The 24231-nt window shown below is 65.6% G+C and carries 21 protein-coding genes; 11 read left to right on the top strand and 10 right to left on the bottom strand.

Annotated elements, in window-relative coordinates:
- The first annotated feature begins 25 nt into the window (after window positions 1-25).
- The 4 genes from BLV07_RS12240 to BLV07_RS12225 all read left to right on the top strand — a co-directional run bounded on the left by BLV07_RS12240 (window position 26) and on the right by BLV07_RS12225 (window position 3570).
- On the top strand, window positions 26-556 hold the full coding sequence (locus BLV07_RS12240; RefSeq protein ID WP_091885207.1) for an invasion associated locus B family protein: 531 nt from the start codon (window positions 26-28) through the stop codon (window positions 554-556).
- A gap of 114 nt (window positions 557-670) precedes the next feature.
- A complete protein-coding gene (gene tldD / locus BLV07_RS12235) occupies window positions 671-2098 on the top strand; it encodes a metalloprotease TldD (RefSeq protein ID WP_091885424.1) in 1428 nt (475 codons plus the stop codon).
- The gene (gene lepB / locus BLV07_RS12230; protein ID WP_091885205.1) at window positions 2095-2874 is read left to right on the top strand and encodes a signal peptidase I; all 780 of its coding nucleotides are present in this window, start codon (window positions 2095-2097) and stop codon (window positions 2872-2874) included. Before tldD ends, lepB begins: the two co-directional genes overlap by 4 nt.
- 129 nt (window positions 2875-3003) lie before the next feature.
- Window positions 3004-3570 carry a nucleotidyltransferase family protein gene (locus BLV07_RS12225; protein WP_091885203.1) on the top strand — a complete coding sequence of 189 codons (567 nt, stop codon included), beginning with the start codon at window positions 3004-3006 and terminating at the stop codon, window positions 3568-3570.
- A gap of 128 nt (window positions 3571-3698) precedes the next feature.
- Here BLV07_RS12225 and BLV07_RS12220 read toward each other — a convergent pair whose 3' ends face one another.
- The 3 genes from BLV07_RS12220 to BLV07_RS12210 form a co-directional block, all read right to left on the bottom strand.
- Window positions 3699-4268: a PAN domain-containing protein gene (locus BLV07_RS12220; RefSeq protein WP_091885201.1), complete on the bottom strand. Its 570-nt coding sequence runs from the start codon at window positions 4266-4268 to the stop codon at window positions 3699-3701.
- 112 nt (window positions 4269-4380) lie between these two features.
- Entirely contained in the window at window positions 4381-5751 is a 1371-nt protein-coding gene (locus tag BLV07_RS12215; RefSeq protein ID WP_091885199.1) for a glutamate--cysteine ligase, read from the bottom strand.
- A gap of 98 nt (window positions 5752-5849) precedes the next feature.
- Entirely contained in the window at window positions 5850-6347 is a 498-nt protein-coding gene (locus BLV07_RS12210; RefSeq protein WP_018644966.1) for a MarR family winged helix-turn-helix transcriptional regulator, read from the bottom strand.
- Window positions 6348-6473: 126 nt separating this feature from the next.
- Here BLV07_RS12210 and gstA point away from each other — a divergent pair, with 126 nt between their 5' ends.
- A complete protein-coding gene (gene gstA, locus BLV07_RS12205; protein ID WP_091885197.1) occupies window positions 6474-7088 on the top strand; it encodes a glutathione transferase GstA in 615 nt (204 codons plus the stop codon).
- Between the two features lie 241 nt (window positions 7089-7329).
- Window positions 7330-7638, top strand: coding sequence for a hypothetical protein (locus BLV07_RS12200; RefSeq protein WP_091885195.1), 309 nt, complete (start codon window positions 7330-7332; stop codon window positions 7636-7638).
- Between the two features lie 428 nt (window positions 7639-8066).
- Here BLV07_RS12200 and BLV07_RS12195 read toward each other — a convergent pair whose 3' ends face one another.
- The 4 genes from BLV07_RS12195 to BLV07_RS12175 all read right to left on the bottom strand — a co-directional run bounded on the left by BLV07_RS12195 (window position 8067) and on the right by BLV07_RS12175 (window position 13975).
- Window positions 8067-10280, bottom strand: a complete 2214-nt coding sequence (locus BLV07_RS12195; protein ID WP_091885193.1) for an FAD-dependent oxidoreductase — start codon at window positions 10278-10280, stop codon at window positions 8067-8069.
- A 155-nt stretch (window positions 10281-10435) separates the two neighbouring features.
- Entirely contained in the window at window positions 10436-11644 is a 1209-nt protein-coding gene (locus BLV07_RS12185; protein WP_091885191.1) for an acetyl-CoA C-acetyltransferase, read from the bottom strand.
- Between the two features lie 55 nt (window positions 11645-11699).
- A complete protein-coding gene (locus tag BLV07_RS12180; RefSeq protein ID WP_091885189.1) occupies window positions 11700-13490 on the bottom strand; it encodes an acyl-CoA dehydrogenase C-terminal domain-containing protein in 1791 nt (596 codons plus the stop codon).
- A 98-nt stretch (window positions 13491-13588) separates the two neighbouring features.
- Complete coding sequence (locus BLV07_RS12175; protein WP_091885187.1) at window positions 13589-13975, bottom strand: nuclear transport factor 2 family protein; 387 nt, start codon at window positions 13973-13975, stop codon at window positions 13589-13591.
- A gap of 196 nt (window positions 13976-14171) precedes the next feature.
- On the opposite strand from BLV07_RS12175, the gene BLV07_RS12170 reads away from it, so the two are divergent.
- The 4 genes from BLV07_RS12170 to BLV07_RS12155 all read left to right on the top strand — a co-directional run bounded on the left by BLV07_RS12170 (window position 14172) and on the right by BLV07_RS12155 (window position 20567).
- Complete coding sequence (locus BLV07_RS12170) at window positions 14172-14759, top strand: PadR family transcriptional regulator (RefSeq protein WP_091885184.1); 588 nt, start codon at window positions 14172-14174, stop codon at window positions 14757-14759.
- Between the two features lie 358 nt (window positions 14760-15117).
- Window positions 15118-18498 (top strand): tetratricopeptide repeat protein, encoded by a 3381-nt coding sequence (locus tag BLV07_RS12165; protein ID WP_176945490.1) that lies wholly within the window; start codon window positions 15118-15120, stop codon window positions 18496-18498.
- 384 nt (window positions 18499-18882) lie between these two features.
- On the top strand, window positions 18883-19800 hold the full coding sequence (locus BLV07_RS12160) for a sulfite exporter TauE/SafE family protein (protein ID WP_091885178.1): 918 nt from the start codon (window positions 18883-18885) through the stop codon (window positions 19798-19800).
- Complete coding sequence (locus BLV07_RS12155) at window positions 19800-20567, top strand: TIGR02186 family protein (protein WP_244551073.1); 768 nt, start codon at window positions 19800-19802, stop codon at window positions 20565-20567. The genes BLV07_RS12160 and BLV07_RS12155 overlap by 1 nt, the downstream gene beginning before the upstream one ends.
- Window positions 20568-20741: 174 nt before the next feature.
- Here BLV07_RS12155 and BLV07_RS12150 read toward each other — a convergent pair whose 3' ends face one another.
- Together BLV07_RS12150 and BLV07_RS12145 are read right to left on the bottom strand one after the other, a co-directional pair.
- A complete protein-coding gene (locus BLV07_RS12150; RefSeq protein ID WP_091885174.1) occupies window positions 20742-21515 on the bottom strand; it encodes an MBL fold metallo-hydrolase in 774 nt (257 codons plus the stop codon).
- A 12-nt stretch (window positions 21516-21527) separates the two neighbouring features.
- Entirely contained in the window at window positions 21528-22439 is a 912-nt protein-coding gene (locus BLV07_RS12145; RefSeq protein ID WP_091885172.1) for a DMT family transporter, read from the bottom strand.
- Between the two features lie 98 nt (window positions 22440-22537).
- On the opposite strand from BLV07_RS12145, the gene BLV07_RS12140 reads away from it, so the two are divergent.
- On the top strand, window positions 22538-23401 hold the full coding sequence (locus BLV07_RS12140; protein ID WP_176945489.1) for a LysR substrate-binding domain-containing protein: 864 nt from the start codon (window positions 22538-22540) through the stop codon (window positions 23399-23401).
- A 114-nt stretch (window positions 23402-23515) separates the two neighbouring features.
- Here BLV07_RS12140 and pdeM read toward each other — a convergent pair whose 3' ends face one another.
- Window positions 23516-24187, bottom strand: coding sequence for a ligase-associated DNA damage response endonuclease PdeM (gene pdeM, locus BLV07_RS12135; RefSeq protein ID WP_176945488.1), 672 nt, complete (start codon window positions 24185-24187; stop codon window positions 23516-23518).
- Window positions 24188-24231 lie beyond the last annotated feature (44 nt).

The following is a 24231-nucleotide window of genomic DNA, read 5'->3' as shown; positions in this document are numbered from 1 at the left end:
CCAGGCGAGCAGAGGGACCGACCCGATGGGGCTTTCGAGATGCATGGCAAGGCAGGCTGGCGGCCTCACGATGCTGGCCGCCCTGCTGGCGGTTGCCTTCCTGGCGCTGCCCGGTCTTGCCCATGCGCAGGGCGCGGTGCGCTCCGTCCATGGTGACTGGCAGATCCGCTGCGACACCCCGCCCGGCGCCCAGACCGAGCAATGCGCCTTGATCCAGAGCGTGGTGGCGGAAGACCGCTCCAATGCCGGCCTGACCGTGATCGTGCTCAAGACCGCCGACCAGAAGAGCCGCCTGATGCGGGTGGTCGCCCCGCTCGGCGTGCTCTTGCCCTCCGGCCTCGGCCTCAAGCTCGACAACCAGGACGTCGGCCGCGCCGGTTTCGTCAGATGCCTGCCTAACGGCTGCGTCGCGGAAGTGGTGATGGACGACAAGCTGCTGGGCCAGCTCCGCAGCGCCAAGACCGCGACCTTCATCATCTTCGAGACCCCTGAAGAAGGCATCGGCTTCCCGCTCAGCCTGAACGGGCTGGGTGAGGGCTACGACAAGCTGCCGTAGGACGGCTCGACGACCGGGCGATTCCATTGTTTCCGTAATGTGAGGCTTGGCGCCCTCGCGGAACCGGTCCGAAACCATTATCTTGCCCCACATCCCCCGATAATGGACGGACGCATGACCAACCCTGCCACTACCTCCCTGCTCGACCGCGCCAATCTCGACCGCGACCAGGTTCGCAACGAGGTCGCGCGCGGGCTGGCCGGCGCCGACGATGGCGAGCTGTTCCTGGAGTACAGCCAGACCGAAGCGCTGATGTTCGACAATGGGCGGCTGAAGCAGGCGACCTATGACACCTCGCAGGGCTTTGGCCTGCGCGCCGTCAAGGACGATGCGGTCGGCTATGCGCATTCCTCCGACGTGTCGCTACCGGCGCTGATTCGCGCCGCTGATGCAGTCGCGGCCGTGCGCGGCGGCTACTCCGGCAGCTTTGCCGCCCCGCCAGCGCATACCAACGTGCGGCTTTACAGTGACGACAATCCGCTCGATGCCCCCGGCTTCGAGACCAAAGTAAAACTGCTCGCCGAGATCGACGCCTATCTGCGCGACAAGGATCCGCGGGTGCGGCAGGTCAGCGTCAGCTTAGGGGCGACCTGGCAGGTCGTCGAGATCCTGCGGCCCGACGGCGAAAGCTATCGCGACATCCGCCCGCTGGTGCGCGTCAACATCTCCGTCGTCGCCGGCCAGGGCGACCGCCAGGAGAGCGGCAGCAAGGGTTATGGCGGCCGCGCCGGCTATGCCGAGTTCATCGAGAGCAGGAGCTGGCGCGAGGCCGCCGACGGCGCGCTGCGCGAAGCGCTCGTCAACCTGGAATCGATTCCCGCCCCCGCCGGCGAAATGGACGTCGTGCTCGGCGCCGGCTGGCCCGGCGTGATGCTGCATGAAGCGGTCGGCCATGGCCTCGAGGGCGACTTCAACCGCAAGAAGACCTCGGCCTTTGCCGGCCTGATGGGCCAGCAGGTCGCTGCCAAGGGCGTCACCGTGGTCGACGACGGCACCATCGCCTCGCGCCGCGGCTCGCTCTCGATCGACGACGAGGGCACGCCGACCAATCGCACCGTGCTGATCGAGGACGGCATCCTGGTCGGCTACATGCAGGACCGCCAGAACGCGCGCCTGATGAACATGAAGCCGACCGGCAACGGCCGCCGCCAGGGCTACGCCCATGTGCCGATGCCGCGCATGACCAACACCTACATGCTCGCCGGCGAGCGCGATCCCGCCGAGATCCTCGCCTCCGTGAAGAACGGCGTGTTCGCCGCGAATTTCGGCGGCGGCCAGGTCGACATCACCTCGGGCAAATACGTGTTCCAGTGCACCGAGGCCTACAAGATCGAGAACGGCAAGCTGGGGGCGCCTCTGAAGGGCGCCATGCTGATCGGCAACGGGCCGACCGACCTGCACCGCATCCGCATGGTCGGCAACGACCTCGCGCTCGACACCGGCATCGGCACCTGCGGCAAGAACGGCCAGGGCGTGCCTGTCGGCGTCGGCCAGCCATCGCTGTTGATGGAGCGCATTACAGTAGGTGGAACGGGCGCATGAGCGTGGAAGAAAAGGTGACTGTCACCACCAAGCGGAAGAGCAGCGGCTGGGGCGGGCAGCTGATGCAGCTGGCCGGCATCGTCGCCGCCGTGTTCATTGCCAAGGGCGCGCTGGCCGAACCGTTCTACGTGCCGTCGGGCTCGATGGAGCCGACGCTCTTGATCGGCGATGCGCTGCTCGCCTCGAAATTCCCCTATGGCTACGGCACCTCGTCGCTGCCGATCCAGATCAACCTGCCAGAGACCGGCCGCGTCTTCGCGGAGACGCCGAAGCGCGGCGACGTCGTCGTGTTCCGCTGGCCCGGTGATCGCTCGCAGGCCTGGGTCAAGCGCGTCGTCGGCTTGCCTGGCGACCGCATCCAGATGCGGCAGGGCCAGCTCTTCATTAACGACCGTCCCGCTGAGCTGAAGCCCGATGGCGTTGGCGCTGCCGAGGACGACAATGGCGGCCGCGAGCCCGCCTACCGCTATATCGAGACGCTGCCGAACGGCGTGTCGCACCTGATCTTCAAGATGCGCGACAACGGCCCGCTCGACAACACGCCGGAAGTGACGGTGCCAGCAGGCCATCTGTTCGTGCTCGGCGACAACCGCGACAACTCCGCCGACAGCCGCGTGCCGCTGCGCTCCGGTGGCGTCGGCCTGTTGCCGATCGACAATCTGGTCGGCCGCGCGGACGCCGTGCTCGGCTCCTGGGATCTCGGCATCCGCGGCCAACCGGTGTGGACCTGGCTCTCCGGCTTCAGGCTCGCGCGGTTCTTCACCGCCGTGCATTGACTAAAGCGTAGATCGTAGGGCGGGCAAAGCGGAAGCGTGCCCGCCACTTCTGTCGCAACGTGGAGAGATGGTGGGCACGACGCGCGAAGAGCGCGCCTTTGCCCACCCTTACGAAGCCTCCGGTCGGCCATGAGCAAAGACGAATTCCTCGCTCTCGCTCTGCAAAACCCCGTCAACGCCGCGATCATCGATGAGCTCGGTCGACTCGCGCTGCCGGATGCGTGGCTGGTCGCAGGTTGCCTGGTGCAGTCGGTGTGGAACGTGCTCACGGGCCGCCCGATCGATCACGGCATCGCCGATTACGACGTGTTCTATTTCGACTCCGATACCTCGTGGGAGGCGGAGGACGCGGTGATCCGCAAGCTGAATGCGCGGCTCGCGCATCTCGGCGCCAAGGTCGAGATTCGCAACCAGGCGCGTGTGCATCTGTGGTACCCTGACAAGCATGGCCTGCCCTATCCGCCTTTGAGGCGCGCGTCCGATGGCATCGACCGCTTTCTCACGGAGAATACGCAGCTCGGCATCCGGCCGGCCGACGGGAATTTCGAGGTCTATGCGCCGCACGGGTTCGACGACGTCGCGAGGCTGATCGTGCGGCCCAATCGGGCGCTGAATTTTTCCGCTGCCAATTACGAGGCGAAGGCCGCGCGTTGGAAGGCGCTGTGGCCGGAGCTTACGGTGATTGCGGCGGAGTGAGATGCCGTAGGGTGGGCAAAGGCGCGAAGCGCCATGCCCACCATGTTTCCGCAATTGCAATAAGAAATGGTGGGCACGCTTCGCTTTGCCCACCCTACGGGACCGATGCCTTGGCTACGGCATCTTGCCTACCGCACCACGCCCGACGTGAATCCCGCCTTCCGCCGCGGCGGCTTGATTTCCTTTTTCAGGAAGCAGCGCGCCTCGCGCCCGGTGTAGCCTGGACGGGCATAGGTGAAGGCGCGGCATTTGTTGTCGGCGGTGCAGGCCGCCTTGCAGGCCTCCTCGCCTTCGCCGACCTTGAGCTCGAAATTGCGCAGGTCTCCGCCCGGACGATCGATCGAAGTTTCCACGCCCTCGATGCGCGGCTCGATCACGCCGGCGCCGCGGACGCCGGAGATGCAGCAATTGCCCGGCACGCGCGCCGGCACCGTGTTCTTGAGCCAGCACACCGCCGAGCCGCCTTCGACGTCGGGATAGTTGAAACTCCAGGAGCGGCAACGGCGGTCACGCTCGCAGAGCAGCGCACAATCCTCGGGATCACCCGAGGTGACCGGCGTGTTGAAATAGTCGCCGCCCGGGCGGTCGAACGCCGTCTGCGCGCGCGCCGGCACGCTCGCAAACACGAGCGAAAGCAGCAGCGCGGCGCATGCCACGACGCTTGCGATGACGCCCCCGGACAGGCGACCCTTCCCCATCGGAACAGCTTTCGAGTTATTGACGACGCTCAGGTTTTTTCAGCCGATCATTTGATGGCCGCAAACCTGTACGTGCGATGAACGCTCAGTTCCCGATCGTTAGCCTATTGGTCTAGAAAGCGTATTCCGCGTAGGCCGGTTCCACCGAACCCTTCCAGGGACCATTAAACTTATCCAGCATCTCCTCGGCCGGCGTGCGGCCGGAATCGATGATGCGATCAAGCGGCTCCAGATGCCGGGTCTCGTCGCGGCCGAGCTGGTCGATCCGGCCGCGCCGGCGCAGGCCGGCATGTGCCAGGACCAGGCACTCCTTGGCGATCTCGAAGAGATAGCGATCCCTGATCCGCGACTTGAAGCCGAAGCGCGGCACATCGTCGCGCAAGGCCTGACGTTCAGGCGCGCTCCAGTGCTTCACGATTTCCCAGGCGGCGTCGAGCGAGACGTCGTCGTAGAGCAGCCCGACCCAGAACGCCGGTAGCGCCGGCAACCGGCCCCACGGGCCACCGTCCGAGCCGCGCATCTCGAGATAGCGCTTGAGCCGCACCTCGGGAAAGATCGTCGAGAGATGGTTGGCCCAGTCCGACAACGTCGGCCGCTCGCCGGGCAGATTGTTGTTGCGGCCGTCGAAGAAGGCGCGGAACGAGGAGCCCGACACGTCGATGTAGTCCTCGCCGCGCTTGACGAAATACATGGGCACGTCGAGCGCGTAGTCGACATAGCGCTCGAAACCCATGCCGTCCTCGAACGCCCAGGGCATCATGCCCGAACGCGCATTGTCGGTGTCGCGCCAGATCTCGGAGCGGAAGGAGAGGAAGCCGTTCGGCTTGCCCTCGGTGAAAGGCGAGTTGGCGAACAGCGCGGTCGCGACCGGCTGAAGCGCGAGCGAGACCCGCAGCTTCTTGACCATGTCGGCTTCCGAGGAGAAGTCGAGATTGGTCTGCACCGTGCAGGTCCGGTACATCATGTCGAGGCCGTATTGACCGACCTTCGGCATGTAATTGGTCATGATCTTGTAGCGGCCCTTGGGCATCACCGGGATGTCCGCGCGCGACCAGGACGGCGTCATGCCGAGCCCGAGGAAGCCGATGCCGAGCGGGGTCGCGATCTCGCGCACTTGCGCCAGATGCGCCATCAGCTCGCTCTGGGTCTGGTGCACGTTCTCGACCGGCGCGCCGGAGAGCTCGAACTGTCCGCCGGGCTCGAGCGAGATGGCACCGCCGCCGGTGACGTCGTAGAGGCCGATGATGTTGCCTCTCTCCATGATCGGCTCCCAGCCGAGCAGGAGCTTCATGCCCTCGAGCAGCGCGCCAATGCCGCGCGCGCCTTCGTAAGGCACGGGTCGATGGCCTTCGAGCGTGAACGGCGTCTTCTCGTGCTCGGTCCCCAGGCGGAATTCGGAGGGGTCCTTGCAGCCGGCCTCGAACCACGTGACGAGTTCGTCGCGCGATTGCAGTGGCGTCATATCGATCTGGTCTCGCGCCATATCAAACTCTAATCAAAAAGCGCTTCGACCGAACGCGCGGGTGACGGGGAGGGTCCGCGAACCCGCCGGGCGCGCGGACGTGCTGGTTTGCCGCGCGATCATCGCGACGGTGTGCTTTCGTTGACGTTGGCGACGGGCGGCAATTTCATCTCGCCGCACGAACAGCCTAGGCGATCAAGCAGACCACTGAGCTTGACGGCGTCGGCATCCGATAGTTTCGAACCGACATATTTCTCGATTGCGGCCGAATAAGCGCCCCACATCCGCTTCTGCAACTCGCGGCCGGCTTCCGTGATCTCGACGAACTGGCCGCGCTTGTCGATCTTGCATTCGCGCCGCGAGGCGAGGCCTTCATCGACCAGGCGGTCGATCAGCCGCGAGGTCGAGTATTGCGGGATCAGCATCTGGCGTTCGAGCTCCACCGGCCGCAGCTCGCCAGAGGGGGCGCGGGACAGTTCGAGCAGCGCGTCATACCAGGCGAGCGGCGGGAACCCCGCTTTCTTCAGGTCCTGCTCGACGCAGTCGAGCACGCGGCTCTGCACCCGCATCAGGCGGATCCAGGCCGAAGTTGCCTCGGTCGATGGTTTGCGTTTCATGGTCGCGCTCAAGCTCGTCGCCCGCTCTTTACCTCACTCGATGCACCTGCATCAATCTTGACTATTTCATGCAAGCGCATGTAGTCGTTCTTTCGCCCCCACCAAGCGTCACGAGAAGGAAATTCCATGAAACTGTACTATTCGCCCGGCGCCTGCTCCCTGTCCCCCCACATCGCGCTCCTGGAAGCCGGCCTGCCCTATGAGCTGGTCAAGGTCGATATCCGAGCCAAGAAGCTCGAAAATGGCGAGGATTATCTGAAGCTGAACCCCAAGGGCCAGGTTCCTGCGCTGGGCCTCGATAGCGGTGAGATCGTGACCGAAGGCCCCGTGATTGTCCAGATGATCGCCGATCAGGCATCAAGCAAAGCGCTGGCCCCCGCCCGCGACAGTTCCGAGCGCTACAAGCTGCTCGAATGGCTCAACTTCCTCACCTCGGAGGTGCACAAGAGCTTTGGCCCGCTGTTCGCCCCGGCGCTGAACGACGAGGCCAAGGCCTTCTTCAGGGATCGCGTCATGGGCAAGCTGAAATATATCGACAGCCAGCTCGCCGGCCGCGACTACCTCATGGGCAAGCAGTTCACGGTCGCCGATGGCTATCTCTTCACGATGCTGACCTGGGGCGACCGGATGAAGTTCGACCTCTCCGCGATGCCCAACCTGACCGCCTACAAGGCCCGCGTCGCGGCGCGGCCGCAGGTGCAGGAAGCGCTGAAGAAGGAAGGATTGGTCCAGGCAGCGTAAGGCCAGATCACAACAGGCGAGATGATAAAGAGCCGGATCGATGATCCGGCTCTTTTGCTTGAACCGCTCGGGGAAACCCGGAGGTTCGAGATGTCTTGAAATCAATTTTACGAGCATTGTCGGAGTTAACAATAACTCCGCCTTGCGTGCTCGGCGGAGGTCACCATCCTTGTGAGAGCAATCCGGTTGGCTCTACTTCAGCTAGGGCCCGCAATGCGGGCCCCCGAACTGGGAAGCTCTCGTGACAACCGTACTCCTCCTCTTGCTCGCGAGTGCAATCACTGGAATGGCGACGGGGCTATTCTTCCGAGTGTGGGCTTTGTCGCTGGTCTCGCCGGCGACCGCGATCCTTGCCGCAACCGTCCTTCAGACCTCGGGCTTCGGATTTTGGACCGGCATTCCAATCGTCGTCGGCTGTCTTGTTACCGGCCAGCTGGCCTATCTGGCGGCGACGTTCCACCTGCACAGAGGAAAGCTCTCAATGCAGGACGAGATCGACGGCGAACCAGGCGAGCATAGCCATCGCCATATCGAAGAAGAGAACGAGTAGGGCCAGGCCGGCCCACGAGGGAATTTTTCTGCGCCGCCGTAGGAGCCCGCGGCGCGGCCACAGCCGACCCACCAGAAATAGCGGGGCGTGTCTTATCGCAACGCCGGCTGCGCTGTCTTGAGACACCGTCGGGATCATCGCGGGACACCTTCAATGCTAGTGGTCATCCGATGATTCATTAGCAAGAGCGGTGCCAGGGCGGAGCGAGCGTGGCTGGGATTTGAAGCGGCGCCGGTGACCCGATATCGGGCCGCGCATTCTCGCCGTTCGATCACGGAAAATAAAAAAGGCCGGATCGATGATCCGGCCTTTTGTTTCTGCGCAGTCTGCGTAGCCCGGATGGAGCGAAGCGTAATCCGGGTAACTCCAGCATCCGAGGAGATGCTGTCCCGGATTTCGCTTTCGCTCCATCCGGGCTACTGGCTCTCTTAGGCCGCCGCCTTCTTCGGCGCGAAGCGGCCGTAGAAAGTCTCGCCCTTCGCCGCCATCTCTTCCAGCAACTTCGGCGGGGTGAAGCGCGAGCCGTATTTGGCCTCTAACTTGTGGCAGAGCTCGACGAACTTCTTCGTGCCCATGAAGTCGATGTAGGACAGCGTGCCGCCGGTGAACGGCGCGAAGCCGAAGCCGAGGATCGAGCCGACGTCGGCCTCGCGCGGATCGGTGATGACGTGGTCCTCGACCGTGCGCGCGGCTTCCACCGCCTGCACCACCAGGAAGCGCTGCTTCAGCTCCTCGACGTCGAGCGTATCAGGGTCGAGCTGCTTCGGCTGCAACGCGGACAGGCCTGGCCACAGGCTCTTCTGGCCCTTGCCCTTCTCGGGATAGTCGTAGAAGCCCTTGCTGTTCTTGCGGCCGAGCCGGCCCTGCTTCTCGACCATCTCGACCATCAGCTTCTTCTGGTCGGGGTTGATGGCGTTGGGGCCGAGATCGGCTTCCGTCGCCTTCATGATCTTGAGGCCGAGGTCGAGCGCGACTTCGTCCGACAGCGAGAGCGGGCCGACCGGCATGCCGGCCATCTTGGCACAGTTCTCGATCATCGCCGGCGGCACGCCTTCGAGGAACATCTCGTTGCCTTCGGCGACGTAGCGGCCGACGCAGCGGTTGGCGAAGAAGCCGCGGCTGTCGTTGACGACGATCGGCGTCTTGCCGATCTGCCGGACGTAATCGAGCGCGGTCGCGAGCGCGACATCGCCGGTGTTCTTGCCGAGGATGATCTCGACCAGCATCATCTTCTCGACCGGCGAGAAGAAGTGGATGCCGACGAACTTGCCCTGGTCCTTGAAGCTCTCGGCCAGCGAGGTGATCGGCAGCGTGGAGGTGTTGGACGCGAAGATCACGTCGGGCTTCAGGTATTCCTGCGCCTTGGCGAAGGTCTCCGCCTTGACCTTGCGGTCCTCGAACACGGCCTCGATGACGAGGTCGACGTCCCTCAGCGCGGCATAATCCGCCGTCGCCGTGATGCGCGCGAGCAGCGCTTCGGCATCGCCAGGCTTGGCGCGGCCTTTCTTGATCTGCTCCTCGATCACCTTCTGGGCGTGCGCCTTACCCTTGTCGGCGCTCTCCTGGTCGCGGTCGATCAGAACGACGTCGAGGCCGGCACGGGCCGAGACGTAGCCGACGCTCGCGCCCATGAAGCCGGCGCCGATCACGGCGATCTTCTTCACCTTGGTGGGCGGCACGTTCTTCGGACGGCGGGCGCCCTTGTTCAGCTCCTGCATCGACAGGAACAGGCTGCGGATCATTGCAGCCGCTTCCTTCGAGCGCAGCACCGAGGTGAAATAGCGGGACTCCACGCGAAGCGCGGCGTCGATCGGCAGCTGGAGGCCTTCATAGACACAGCTCATGATCGCGCGCGCGGCCGGATAATTGTCGTAGGTCTCGCGGCGATAGATGGCGTTGCCGGCGGGGAACATCATCATGCCGGCCTTGGAGAACACCGGGCCGCCGGGGAGCTTAAAACCCTTCTCGTCCCAGGGCGCGACCGCCTTGCCACCGCCCTTGATCCAGTCCTTGGCCGCCTTGATGAGGTCGGCGGCGGGAACGATGGCGTGGATCAGGTTCAGCGCCTTCGCCTTCTCGATCGTGACCGGATCACCCTTGAGCAGGATCGTCATGGCGTCCTGCGGCGGCACCAGGCGCGGCACGCGCTGCGTGCCGCCGGCGCCGGGGAAGAGGCCGACCTTGACCTCGGGCAGGCCGAGGCGGGTCTTGGGATTCTCCGCGGCCACGCGATAGTGGCAGCATAGCGTGATCTCGAAACCGCCGCCGAGCGCGAGGCCGTTGATCGCGGCCGCCCATGGCTTGCCGGAGGTTTCGATCGAGCGCAGCACCTGCGAGAAGCGGCGGCTCTGGTCGAACAGCATCTGGTTCGCCGCGGTCTCGCCCTGCTCCTTGAAGAGCTTTGCGTAGGCCTGGTTCATGCCTTCGAGCATCGAGAGGTCGGCGCCGGCGCAGAATGCTTCTTTCGCCGAGGTGATGACGACGCCCTTCACCGCGGCGTCTGCCGTGGTCGCCTTGACGATGGCGTCGAGCTCGTTGGTCGAAGTCTCGTCGAGCACGTTCATCGAACGGCCCGGGATGTCCCAGGTGACGAGCGCGATGCCATCGGAATCGGTCTCAACCCTGAAGTTCTTGTACGACATGTTTGTTGCTCCTCGGTGCCGCAGCCGATGCCAGGCGCGGCGGTTGACTTAAGGTCTCGTAGGGTGGGCTAAGGCGCTCTTGCGCCGTGCCCACCCTCGTTCGCGGAGACAGCAGTGGTGGGCACGCTTCGCTTTGCCCACCCTACGACAGCTCGTTACACCCGCTCGATGATGGTCGCGGTGCCCATGCCGCCGCCGATGCACAGCGTCACCAGGGCGGTGGACTTGTTGGTGCGCTCGAGCTCGTCGAGCACGGTGCCGAGGATCATCGCGCCGGTCGCCCCGAGCGGATGGCCGAGCGCGATCGCGCCGCCGTTGACGTTGATCTTGGCGTTGTCGATGTCGAAGGCCTGGATGTAGCGCAGCACGACCGAGGCGAAGGCCTCGTTGAGCTCGAACAGGTCGATGTCCGACTTCTTCATGCCGGAGCGCGCAAACAGCTTCTCGGTGACGTCGACCGGGCCGGTCAACATCATCGCCGGCTCCGAGCCGATATTGGCGAAGGCACGGATCTTGGCACGAGGCTTCATGCCGTATTTCGCGCCTGCCTCCTTGCTGCCGAGCAGAACAGCGCCGGCGCCGTCGACGATGCCCGAGGAGTTGCCGGCGTGGTGCACGTAGTTGACGCGCTCGATCTCGGGGTGCGACTGCAGCGCGACGCCATCGAAGCCGCCCATCTGCGCCATCATCGTGAACGCGGGCTGGAGCTGCGCCAGTGACTGCATCGTCGTCGAGGGACGCATGTGCTCGTCCCTGGCGAGGATGGTGAGGCCGTTGATGTCCTTCACTGGCACTACGGACTTGTTGAAGCGGCCCTCGTCCCAGGCCTTGCCCGCGCGCTGCTGGCTCTGCACCGCGTAGGCGTCGACGTCGTCGCGCGAGAAGCCGTATTTGGTCGCGATCAAATCGGCCGAGACGCCCTGCGGCATGAAATAGGCCGGCACCGCCATCGAGGGATCCATCGGCCAGGCGCCGCCGGAGGCGCCGATACCGACGCGGCTCATCGATTCGGCGCCGCCGCCGATCACCAGCTCATGCTGGCCGCTCATCACCTGCGCGGCGGCGAAGTTCACGGCGTCGAGACCTGAGGCACAGAAGCGGCTGATCTGCACGCCGGGCACGGCGTCGCCGAGACCGGCCTTGAGCGCTGCGAAGCGCGCGATGTCGGAGCCCGCCTCGCCGACGGGATCGACCACGCCGAGCACGACGTCATCGACGGAATCCTTGGGCAGGTTGTTGCGATCCTTCAGCGCCTTCAACGGCACGGTGGCGAGCGCGAGCGCCGTGACTTCGTGCAGCGCACCGTCCGCCTTGCCGCGGCCGCGCGGGGTGCGAACGTGGTCGTAGATGAATGCCTCAGGCATGACGCCCTCCTGGTGTGATGTTCAGATCGATTGGGAGCGGGCAGCGGAAGCAGGCTCAGAACGCTTCCGCCGGCAATTCCATGATGGTGGCGCAGCCGGCCTGGATGCGCGCGAGATTGGCGGCGGTCTCCGGCAGCATCCGCTCCATGAAGAAGCGGCCGGTGACGAGCTTGGTCGAGAGATAGGGCGTCGCCCCGCTCTCGGCAATCTTCGCTTGCGTCACCTTGGCCATCTTCGCCCACATGTAGCCGAGCGCAACGAAGCCGAAGAGATGCAGGTAATCGGTTGCGGCAGCGCCCGCATTGTCCGGCTTCGCCATCGCGTTCTGCATCAGCCAGGTGGTGGCCTGCTGGAGATGGCCGAGCGAGGTCGAGAGCGGGGTGATGAAGGGTTTCAGCGCCTCGTCGCCGCCGTTCTCCTTGGCGAAGGCCATGACCTCGCCGAAGAAGGCCATGATGGCGCGACCGCCGTCGCGCGGCAGCTTGCGGCCGACCAGGTCGAGCGCCTGGATGCCGTTGGCGCCTTCATAGATCATCGCAATACGCGCATCGCGCACGAACTGCTCCATGCCCTGCTCGGCGATGTAGCCGTGGCCGCCATACATCTGCTGCGCCTGCACCGCGTTGGCGAAGCCGTAGTCGGTGAGGAAGCCCTTCAGCACCGGGGTCATCAGGCCCATGTGGTCGTCGGCAGCCTGGCGGTCCTTGGGATCCTCGGAGCGGTGGGCGACGTCGCTCTTCAGCGCGGTCCAGATCACGAAGGCGCGCGCGGCTTCATTGAAGGCGCGGATGGAGAGCAACGTGCGGCGCACGTCGGGATGCACGATGATCGGATCGGCTTGCTTGTCCGGCGCCTTGGCGCCGGTGAGTGCGCGGCCCTGGATGCGCTCGCGGGCATAGGCGACCGCGTTCTGATAGGCCACCTCGGACTGCGCGAGGCCCTGCACGGCGACGCCGAGGCGAGCCTCGTTCATCATCACGAACATTCCCTGCATGCCCTTGTTCTCTTCGCCGATCAGCCAGCCGGTGGCGTTGTCGTAGTTCATCACGCAGGTGGAATTGCCGTGGATGCCCATCTTGTGCTCGATCGAGCCGCAGACCACGCCATTGCGCTGCCCGACCGAACCATCGGCATTCACCAGGAATTTCGGCACCACGAACAGCGACACGCCCTTGATGCCGGCGGGCGCGCCTTCGATGCGGGCGAGCACGAGGTGGATGATGTTGGAGGCGAGGTCATGCTCGCCGGCCGAGATGAAGATCTTGGTGCCCGTGATCTTGAAGCTGCCGTCGGCCTGGCGCACCGCCTTGGTGCGCAGCATGCCGAGATCGGTGCCGCAATGCGGCTCGGTCAGGTTCATGGTGCCGGTCCATTCGCCGGCGACCATTTTCGGCACGTAGGTCTGCTTCTGTTCGGGCGTGCCGTGCACCAGCAGCGCCGCGGTCGCGCCCATGGTGAGGCCGCCATACATCGAGAACGCCATGTTGGCGGAGATCTGGAATTCGTTGACTGCCTGGCTCAGCGTCACCGGCAAGCCCTGGCCGCCATATTCCGTCGGCGCCGACAGACCGAGCCAGCCGCCCTCGACGACCTGCTTGAAGGCGTCCTTAAAACCCTTCGGCGTGGTGACGCTGCCGTCCTCAGTACGCTTGCAGCCTTCGAGATCGCCGACACGGTTGAGCGGCTGCAGCACCTCTTCGGCGAGCTTGGCGGCCTCGCCGAGGATCGCCTCGCGCACGTCGCTCGACGCGTCCGAGAAGCCCGGCAGATTGTCGTAGCGATCGATCTGGAAGACGTCGTTGAGCAGGAAATTCACGTCTTCGACAGGGGCTTTATAGATCGGCATGGCGTTCTCCCGGCATGGGGCTTGAAGTGGTGATGTCGTGATTCCTGCGGCGCAGCCTTGCCCGCGAGCTTAGCGGGTTCCGCAACCTCAGGGCAGGGTCATGATTGGGCGGCAAGCTGCTCCGCCATCAGGCGATGCAGCATGTTGATGGCCTTGATCGGACGCACCATCACCTTGAAATGGGTGATGCGTCCTTCGCTGTCGAAGCTGATGATGTCGACACCGTTGATCTCGATGCCGTCGATGATGGTCTTGAATTCGAGCACGGCGCCATTGTCGCTGCGCCGCCATTCACCGACATAGGTGAAGCCGGGGCCGCCGAGCACCTTCTCGGCGCTGGAGAGGTATTTGAAAGTGATGTCGCGCCCTCGCTGCGGGGTGTGCACGACGGGGCTTTCGAACACGGCATCCGGGTGCAGAAGGTCCCAAAGCGCAGTGCGGTCGTGAGACTTCATGTAGGCGTACCAGGAATCGAGGCCGGTCATTCTCAGGTGCCTCCCTAGGGCAAGGGCATAAATGCGAAAACAACCCCATGCACAGTAGCGAGAAGGTTGATTCCGCTGGATTTTCAGTCGGGGTCTCGGGCCCCGTCTGCAAGCTGCCTCATATGCACATTGACGCATATGCGCCGATGCGCATAAAGTCAAGCAGGTTGGTCAGACCTAAGAAGGGAGGCCGGTCATGGCGCTCGGCGACGCAATCCTCGCATGCCTGACGGAACGTCCGATGACGGGCTACGAGCTCGCCAAGACGTTCGATTCTTCGATCGGCTTCTTCTGGAAGGCCGACCACCAGCAGATCTACCGCGAGCTCTCCAAGCTGCGTGACCGCGGCCACATCCAGGGCCGCGAGGTCGTGCAGACAGGCAAGCCGAACAAGCTGGTTTATACGCTCACCCCCGAGGGCAGAACAGCGCTGCGGCACTGGGCCGCGCGGCCAAGCACGCCGGCTTCGACCAAGGACGACCTGTTGGTCCGCCTCCATGCGCTCGACAGCATCGACATCGAGCCCCTGCGCACCGATCTGATGGCCCGGCTGGAGCACCACCGCGACCGCCACGCCAACTACGAGCGCATCCTGAAGAAGCGTTTTCCGGACGGAACGGCGGAGGGCAGGCTCGATCTCGGCAATCTGCTCCTGCTCCGCTTAGGGGCCCGGCACGAGCAGATGGTGGCAGATTTCTGCGAGGAGGCGCTGGAGGCGCTCTCGGCGATGAGCGGCAAGGCCACGGTGGTGCCGCTGGAAGACGGCAAGCGCGAGAAGGGCTGAGGGCTGGCGAGCCTCGAACTCTCACCACCGTCTCCGCTGTCATCGCCCGCGAAAGCGAGCGATCCAGTATTCCAGAGGCGGCGCGGCTGGAATCGAGAAGCCGCGGTGTACTGGATGCCCCGCTTTCGCGGAGCATGACACCGGTTGTTTGGCGGCCGGACGGGCGCCACAACCAACACCCCCATCCAACTTTAAGACACCCGCGCCGGCGTTCCTTAACTCGTTATTTACCGTAACAGGAAAAAGTCGGTTTTCGAGGCAGACGACCTGCGCCAAATTCGGTTGTGTTTACAACCGGGCACGCGTGGGGAGGCTGGAGGCGCCGGGTGGGGCGCCGGAGTCGGAACCGGACAGAGTCATGAATTCGCGCGTATCGTGGAGTGTTGACGGCATCGATCCCTCCGTCCGGGAGCGGGCCGAAGCTGCTGCGCGCAGAGCCGGCATGTCACTCAACGATTGGCTGAACTCCACGCTCGGCGAGACAGCGCCACCGAACTTTCGCGCACCTTACGACCAGCGTCCGCACCACGTCCCGCAAGGACCGAGCCAGGAAAGCCGCGAAGTCGCCGACATCCACCAGCGGCTCGACGCGATCACCCAGCAGATCGAACGGATTTCAAAGCCCGCCCAGCGCCAGGATACTTCGCGGCAGGACATGTCGCGCGAGCAGGGCGTCGCGCGCCAGCTCAATGATGCGATCTCGCGGCTCGATGCGCGGCTGTCGCAGATCTCGAAGCCGCAGCCGCAGCAGCCTCAGGCCCAGCGGCCGGCACCGCCACCGGTCGAGACGCGCCAGCGCCAGGCCGATGCGGTCGAGCGCGCGGCAGCCCAGGTCTATCGCAATTCGCCGCCCCTGAGCCCCGCGTCTTTCGACGTCGCGGTCGCCGAGATCACGGCGCGACAGAGCGAGCTCGACGGCTTTGCGCCCAGGCAGATGCCGCCACGCGCCGCGCCGTCGATTGCGCCGATGGCTGCGCCACCCGCCCCCGCCTACGCGCCGCCGCCCCCGCAGCCGGGGCCGGATTTCTCGTCGCTCGAGCGCCATCTGCTCAAGATCACGAGCCAGATCGAGTCGCTCCAGCGCCCTGACAATACCGAGCAGGCGATCACCGCCTTCCGCAGCGAGCTTGCCGAGATCCGCAGTGCCATCACCGAGGCGATGCCGCGGCGCGCGATCGAATCGATCGAGAACGAAATCCGCTCGCTGCACCGTCGCATCGACGAGACCCGCTCCAACGGCACCGACGGCCAGGTTCTCTCCGGCATCGAGCGCGCGCTGTCCGACATCAAGCAGGTGCTGCGCACGCTGACGCCGGCCGAGCAACTCACCGGCTATGACGAGGCGATCCGCAATCTCGGCGCCAAGCTCGATCTGATCCTGCGCGCCAATGACGATCCCTCGACGGTGCGCCAGCTCGAAGACGCGATCTCGGCGCTGCGCAGCATCGTCTCCAACGTCGCCTCCAACGAAGCGCTGGCGCGTCTGTCCGAAGACGTGCAGCTGCTGTCATCCAAGGTCGACCAGATCACCCGCGCCTCCGGCCCCAGTGACAGCTTCGCGGTGCTGGAGCAGCGCATCGCGGCGCTCACCGCGGCGCTCGAGACGCGCGAGCGGCCGCAGCCGGCCGAGAGCACCGAGCACCTGGAAGCTGCGATCCGTGCGCTGTCGGACCGCTTCGACCGCATGCAGGTCGGCAACGACTCGGCCTCGACCTTCGCCCATCTCGAGCAGCGCGTCTCCTATCTGCTGGAGCGGATCGAGGCCGCCTCCGATCCGCGCAGCGGCAATCTAAGCCGCGTCGAGGACGGGCTGCACGATATCCTCAGGCACCTGGAACGGCAGCAGGCGACCTATTCCGCGCTGGCCGAGAGCCGCAATTCGGCGCCGACTGCCGATTCCGGCATGGTCGATCTCGTCAAGCGCGAGCTCTCCGACATCCGCTTCAGCCAGGCCGAGACCAACCGGCATACGCAGGATTCGCTCGAAGCCGTTCACAACACGCTCGGTCATGTCGTCGACCGCCTCTCCATGATCGAGGGCGATCTTCGCGCGGTGCGCACCGCGCCGCCCGCCGCTGCGCCGCAGATGCCCGCTCCGATGGAGCCCGCGCCGATGGCGCGCGAGCCGCGGCCGCCACAGCAGCAGCCGAAATACGATCCGAAGCCGGAGCTTCCGAACCCGGCCGCCGCGCAAGCCGCCTTCGTCGCCGCGCCGCGCGAATTCCATGCCGCCGCCCCCGCCGCGCCACCGCCGGTGCCGGCGGCACCGCAAGTCACATCACCCTTGCCGCCGCGGGCGATCAGCGAAATCCTGGAGCCGCACACCGCGCCTGCGCGGGCTGCGCTGGCGCCGGAATTGCCGCCGGATCATCCGCTCGAGCCGGGCACCCGGCCGGGTGGCCGCGCCGCCACGCCGTCGGAGCGCATCGCCGCATCCGAGAGCGCGATCAGCGGAATTCCCACTGCTCCGAAAGAGCCGGTGTCGTCGTCGAGCTTCATCGCCGCTGCGCGCCGCGCCGCCCAGGCCGCCGCCGCGCAGCCGGAAAAGACCGGCCGCGCCGCCAAGGCCGGGGCTGATCGGTCCAAGGACAAGGGCAAGGACGGCGGCTCGACCATCACCGCGAAGATCCGCTCGCTGCTGGTCGGCGCGAGCGTGGTCGTGATCGTGCTCGGCACCTTCAAGATGGCGATGAACCTGCTCGAAGGCGGCAGCGTGCCGCCAGCGCCGCAGGCCATGGAGAATACGTCGAGCCAGCCCACCCCGCTGGCTCCCCCGCCCCCGGTCGAGAGCAAGCCCGCAATGCCCGAGCAGGTCACGCCGTCGATGACCTCGCCGACGCCGATCGGACGACAATCCCAGAACAATGCCGCGCCGGCGCCGGCCGCCAATCCGGGCGGCTCGGCCTCGGTCGAAATCCCGCCCGCGCCTGCCGTGGCCCCGCCGCCACCTGCCTCCAGCGACGTCACCGGCGCACTGTCGGGCACGAGCCGCGTCAAGCTCGGCCTCATCCAGGTGCCGCCGAGCGAGAAGCTGCCTGACGGCATCGGCGGCCCGGGCCTGCGCACCGCCGCGATGAAGGGCGATGCGACTGCGGCCTACGAGATCGGCGTGCGCTTTGCCGAGGGCAAGGGCGTGACTACGAACTACGATGAAGCCGCCAAATGGTACGACCGCGCGGCGCAGGCCGGCGTCGTGCCCGCGACCTTCCGCCTCGGCACGCTCTATGAGAAGGGCCTTGGCGTGAAGAAGGACGCCGACATCGCCCGCCGCTACTACACGCAGGCTGCCGAGCGCGGCAACGCCAAGGCGATGCACAATCTGGCGGTGCTCGATGCCGACGGCGGCGGACGCGGCGCCAATTACAAGAGCGCGGCCCAGTGGTTCCGCAAAGCCGCCGATCGCGGCGTCGCCGACAGCCAGTTCAACCTCGGCATCCTCTATGCCCGCGGCATCGGCGTCGAGCAGAACCTCGCCGAATCCTACAAATGGTTCAGCCTGGCAGCGGCCCAGGGCGATGCGGATGCGGCCGGCAAGCGCGACGACGTCGCCAAGCGTCTCGAACCGCAATCGCTCGCCGCCGCCAAGCTCGCGATCCAGACTTTTAGCGCCGAGCCGCAGCCCGACGATGCCGTCAATGTCGCGACGCCCGCCGGCGGCTGGGACAGCGCGCCGCAGGCGAGCGCCAAGCCCGCACCGAAGCAAGTCGCGACCAAGCGCTCGGCCTCGGCGGCGCATTGAGAGCGGTCGCACTCTCCTCTTGTCGTCTCTTGTCGTCGCCCGGCTTGCCGCCTTCGCTGAAGCTTCGGCGGCCGAGCACCCTTGTGGCCCCGGCGTAGCCTTGGCGGAGCCGGGACCGGGCGACCCAGTATTCCAGAGACGCCGGTGTGGTGCGGAGAAGCCGCGGCGTACTGGATGCCCCGGTCAAGCCGGGGTATGACAGGGGAGAATGTGGCGAGCTACTCAGCGCGCAGTGACGCAGCCATCTGATCCGTCATTCACCACGCCCAAAATTCCTGATCCACCCCTGCGGCGAATTCCGCTATTGAAGGGGGCGGCAATCGTTCCGACCTTCCCGCGAGCAATCCGCGTTAGTCGATCCGTCCCGCCCGCCGGCGTGGTTCAATGCAGCTCTACCTTCCGATCGCCGATCTTCCGGTCAACGTCTTCCTGGTGCTCGCCATGGGCGCCGCGGTCGGCTTCGTGTCCGGCATGTTCGGGATCGGCGGCGGCTTCCTGATGACGCCGCTGCTGATCTTCATCGGCATCACGCCGGCGGTCGCGGTTGCCTCCGTCACGAGCCACATCGCGGCCTCGTCCTTTTCCGGCGCACTGTCCTATTGGCGGCGGCGCGCGATCGATCCGGCGCTGGCGAGCGTCCTGCTCTGCGGCGGCGTGACCGGCACGGCGCTGGGCGTGTGGACCTTCACCCAGCTCCGTGCGCTCGGCCAGCTCGACCTGATGATCGCGCTCTCTTACGTCTTGCTGCTCAGCACCGTCGGCAGCCTGATGTTCTCCGAAGGCCTGCGCGCGTTGATGCGGACCCGTCGCGGCGCGGTGCCGCCACGCCGCACGCATAACTGGATCCACGGCCTGCCGCTGAAGATGCGGTTCAAGCGCTCGAAGATCTACCTGTCGGTGATTCCGGTGGTGGTCGTCGGCATCGTGATCGGCTTCATCGGCGCCATCATGGGCATCGGCGGCGGCTTCATCCTGGTGCCGATCATGATCTATCTGTTGCGGGTGCCGACCTCGACCGTGATCGGGACCTCCATGGTCCTCACCCTGGTCACGATGCTGTTTGCGACCATGCTGCACGCAGTGACCAATCACCTCGTCGATGCCGTGCTGGCGCTGATCTTGATGGTCGGCGGCGTCACCGGCGCGCAGTTCGGCGCCCGTGCCGGCCAGAAGATCCGCGGCGAGCAGCTGCGGCTGCTGCTGGGCCTGTTGATCCTCTCGGTCGGGGTCCGCTTCGCGATCGAGCTGGTGATCCGGCCCGAGGATCTCTTCACCATCCGCGAGCTGGGAGTGAGCACCTGATGCGCGCGCTGCTCGCCCTCCTTCTCGTCCTGCTGCTCGGCTCGGCCGCGCGCGCCGAGCGGCTGATCGTGTCGGTCTCCAACCACCGCGTCACCGTGACGCCGAATTATTCGGGCGAGGAGCTGGTGCTGTTCGGCTCGGTGGAGAAGGACGCGACGACACCGGCCGACCGCACGGCTTACGATCTCGTGGTCACCGTGATGGGCCCGCGCGCCGACATGGTGACGCGGCGGAAAGAACGCACCTTCGGCATCTGGATCAACACCGACTACCGGCAATTCCTGCAGGTGCCGAGCTATCTGGCGCTGTTCGCCAACCGTCCCTTCGACACCATCACCTCGACCGAGATCGCGCGGCGGCAGCAGATCGGGCTCAACAACGTGCGGCTGACCCAGCGCGTCAGCGGCGACTATGCCGACGTGGTGCCGAACGACGCGTTCCGTTCCGCCTTCATCCGTCTGCGCACCCAGCGCGGCCTCTACCGCGAGGATGCGAGCGCGGTGACGTTCCTGACGCCGACGCTGTTCCGCACCGGCATTCCGCTGCCGGCGGAGGTGCCGATCGGCACCTATGAAGTGGAGATCAAGCTGTTTGCGAACGGCGCGTTCATCGGCAAGACCGAGACCGCCTTCGAGATCGTCAAGGTCGGCTTCGAGCAGTTCGTCGCCACCACCGCGCGGCAGAACGGGCTGATCTATGGCCTCGCCACCGCGGCGATGGCGCTGATGACGGGATGGATGGCGTCGATCGTGTTCCGGAAGGACTAACGGCATACTCCGTCATTGCGAGGGCCAACAGCAATCTCTCCGAGTCGTCCTGGCGAAAGCCAGGACCCATAACCACAGGACATTGTTGTTGGGGAGTGCTCTGGCCACAGCGTCCCGCAATCATAGACAGTCGGGGTAATGGGTCCTGGCTTTCGCCAGGACGACGTTGGGAGGCTACGGCGCCTCGATCACCGTCGGCACGCCCGGCTCCAGCAGGCGTAGCCGCGTCCCGAAGCCGAGCACGTCGAAGGTCTTGCGCAGATCCTCGCTGTTCTGGCGGAAATGCGCCCAGCCTTCGGTGTGCACCGGCACGATCATCGCATCGGGAAAGGCACGCGCGGTCTCGATGGTGTCGTTGGTGTCCATGGTGAGATGAAACGGCCCGCGCGTTTGCGCCGCGCCCGCGAAGGGCAGCACCACCCCGCATTTGAAGTGGCGCGCGACTTCGGCGACGCCGTCGAACCAGGTGGTGTCGCCGCTGATATAGACCGGACGCGTGTCCTTCCGGCTCGACGACACCACGAAACCGATGACATCACCCGACAGCGGCTCGATGCCGGCCGGGCCGTGGCGCGCGGGCGTCGCGGTGATCGTCAGCGTATTGCCGTCGCCGTCCCTCAGATGCGCGGCGCTCCAGGGCGCAAGGCCCTCGACATGGCGACCGAGGCGCTTTGCGCCCGCCTCGGTCGTCAGCACGCGCCTGACCTTGAAGAGATATTCGCGGCCGGAATTGTCGAGATTATCGGAATGCTGGTCGTGGCTGAGCAGCACCGCATCGACCGGGCCGATCGCGTCAGGCCTCACCGCAGGTCCGATCGTCTTCTCCAGCTTCACATGCGGCAGTTGATAGGCACCGGGCGCATCGAAGGTCGGGTCGGTGAGCAGGCGAAAGCCGTCGATCTCGATCAGCGCCGTGGGGCCGCCGATCAGGGTGATGGAAACGGGCATGATGAACTCCTGTTACGACACGGGCTTTGCCGGCCGCGTCACCAGATAAATGCCGAGCGCGACTGGAATGATCCCGAGCAAATCGCGGGCCTCGACGTGTTCGCCGAGCACGACGAAGGCGAACAGCATGCCGAGCGGCGGCATCAGGAAATGATAGCTGCTTGCCGCCGTCGCTCCGCACACTTTCAGGAGATGAAACCAGAGCAGATAGGCGAGGATCGAGCCGCCGAGCACGAGGAAGGCAAAGGCGCCGACCAGGCTCGGGGTGAGCACGATCGCGTGAACATCGGCGAAGGTGAGCGCGATCGGCGCCAGCACGATACCGGCGGCGATATTCTGGATGCCGTTGCCGATCCACAACGAACCCTTCGGCGCGAGCAGCTTGAACAGGATGGTGCCGGCAACGATCGAGGCCAGCGAAGCCAGCGTGAACAGGATGCCGTGCAGGCTGTCGGTACCCACCGACAAACGGTGCCAGACGATGAAGGTGACTCCGATGACGCCGAGCATCAGGCCCGCCGCCTTGCGCCAGGTCATGCCTTCGCCGAGCAGCAGCGCGGCGAGCGCAGCCGTGAACACCGGATTGGCCGACACGATCAGCCCGCCGAGGCCGGCGGAGACCGATTGCAGGCCGGTATAGCCGAGCCCGAGATAGAGCGCGTTGTTGGCGATGCCGAGCACGGCGAAGATCGCGGCGTCGCGCCAGGATAGCGACCAGCCATCGCCGCGGATCCAGGTCGCGCCCAGGATCAGAACGCCAGCCAGCGAGAAGCGCGCGGCGAGCAGGATCAACGGCGGGCAATAGGTGACGCCGATCTTGCCGGCGACGAAGGCATAGCTCCAGAGCAGGCAGAATAGGCCGATAGTGAGCGGCAGCGGATTGAAACGGCTGCGGGGGACGGCAATCGATGGGGCGAGCGACATGAGGGCATTCTCCTGAGCCCTCGATCTAGGAACGCAGCTTGTCATTTGGAAATTAAATGATTAACTTCTCTTCAGTGGATTTTCGAATGGAGGCGGCCATGCTCGATCTCGAGCTGCTGCGCAGCTTCGTCTCGGTGGTCGAGGCCGGCGGCTTCACCCGCGCCGGCGAGCGCGTCCATCGCACGCAATCGACCGTGAGCCAGCAGATCAAGCGGCTGGAGGAGGATGTCGGCCAGGTGCTGCTGCACCGCGACGGCAAGGACGTGCGCCCGACCGAAGCCGGCGAGCGGCTGCTGTTCTATGCGCGGCGGCTGCTATCGCTCGCCGAGGAGGCGCGCGACGTGCTGCGCCAGCCCGACGGCGAGGGCGCGATCAGGCTCGGCATTCCCGAGGATTTTGCCGCGTACCGATTGGCGAAACTGCTTGGTGCGTTCTCGCGCTCGCATCCGCGCCTGCGGCTCGACGTGCGCGCCGACCAGAGCAAGCATCTGGCCCGTGATCTCGAACGCGGCGAGCTCGATCTTGCGCTCTACAAACGCGAGGCCGGCGCGAAGGACGCCATCGCGGTGTGGCCCGAGCGGGTGCACTGGGTCACCAGCAAGAGCCATCCGGTCGACGTCACCGTATCGTCCGTGCCGCTGATCGGCTTTCCGCTCGGCTGCATCTATCGCGCCGGCGCCATCCACGCGCTGGAAAGCGCGGGCCGCGCCTGGCACACCGCCTACACGTCATCCAGTCTCGCCGGCATCCAGGCCGCGGTCGCCGCCGGCATGGGGCTGAGCATCCTGTCGGAGATGGCCATCCAGCCCGACCACCGCGTGCTGACTGCCAAGGACGGCTTTGCGCCGATCAACCGCACCGAGGTCGCATTGATGGCCGCACCGGGCGCCAGCCCCGCGACGCTGCGGCTGGCCGATCGGCTCGCCGAGTTTTGCGATGATGTGCAGGCGAAGGCGGCGTGAACTTGCGGGATGCGTAGGGTGGGTTAGCCGAAGGCGTAACCCACCACTGTCTGTCTCAACGGATGCAAAAGAGGTGGGTTACGCTTCGCTAACCCACCCTACGAAGCGCGCTCTTCAATAACAGCGCGACGCGGCAATCGCGTGGACGCGGCGGTCGCCGAGCAGATGGGCGACAAAGCCGTTGGTCGGAAAGATTTTCGCGAACGCTTCATCGCGGATGCTGAGGCCGCCGGCATAGGCGCCGAAGGCCGGCATCACGGCGCGCATCCCGTCACTGGCGAAGCAGCGGCGCTCCATCGAGCGGCCGCGCGCCGAGACGCGGGCCTTGGGATGCAGATGGCCGGCGATCTCACCGCTTGCGCCGGTCGGCTCGTGGCGGAAAGTGATCGGGCCGATCGCGACTTCGTCGGCGACGGTGCCGCCGAGATCGCGCGGCAGCATCGGATCGTGATTGCCGGAGATCCAGATCCAGTCGCGACCGGCCTGGAGTGCGGCGACGGCGTCGCGATCTTCCACCGACAAACGCTGATGCGCGGTGCGGTCGTGAAAACTGTCGCCGAGCGCGATGACGATGCATGGATCATGGCGGGAGATGACAGCAGCGAGACGGCTGAGCGTCGCCAGCGTATCGTAGGGCGGCAGCAGCACGCCGCGCGTGGCGAAGCTGGACCCTTTCTCCAGATGCAGATCGGAAACGACCAGCAGGCGCTGCTCCTCCCAGAACAGCGCGCCGGAGAGGTCGGCTGCGAACGTCACATCGCTGATGGTGACTCTGGAAACGCGCATGTCCTCGACATCCCCTGAAACCAGCGCGCCTGCCGTCACGTCAA

The organism is Bradyrhizobium sp. Rc2d, from assembly GCF_900099855.1.
In the GTDB taxonomy this organism is placed as follows: domain Bacteria; phylum Pseudomonadota; class Alphaproteobacteria; order Rhizobiales; family Xanthobacteraceae; genus Bradyrhizobium.
Note: the sequence above shows the minus strand (reverse complement) of the source record. Positions and strands in the feature narration are given on the sequence as shown.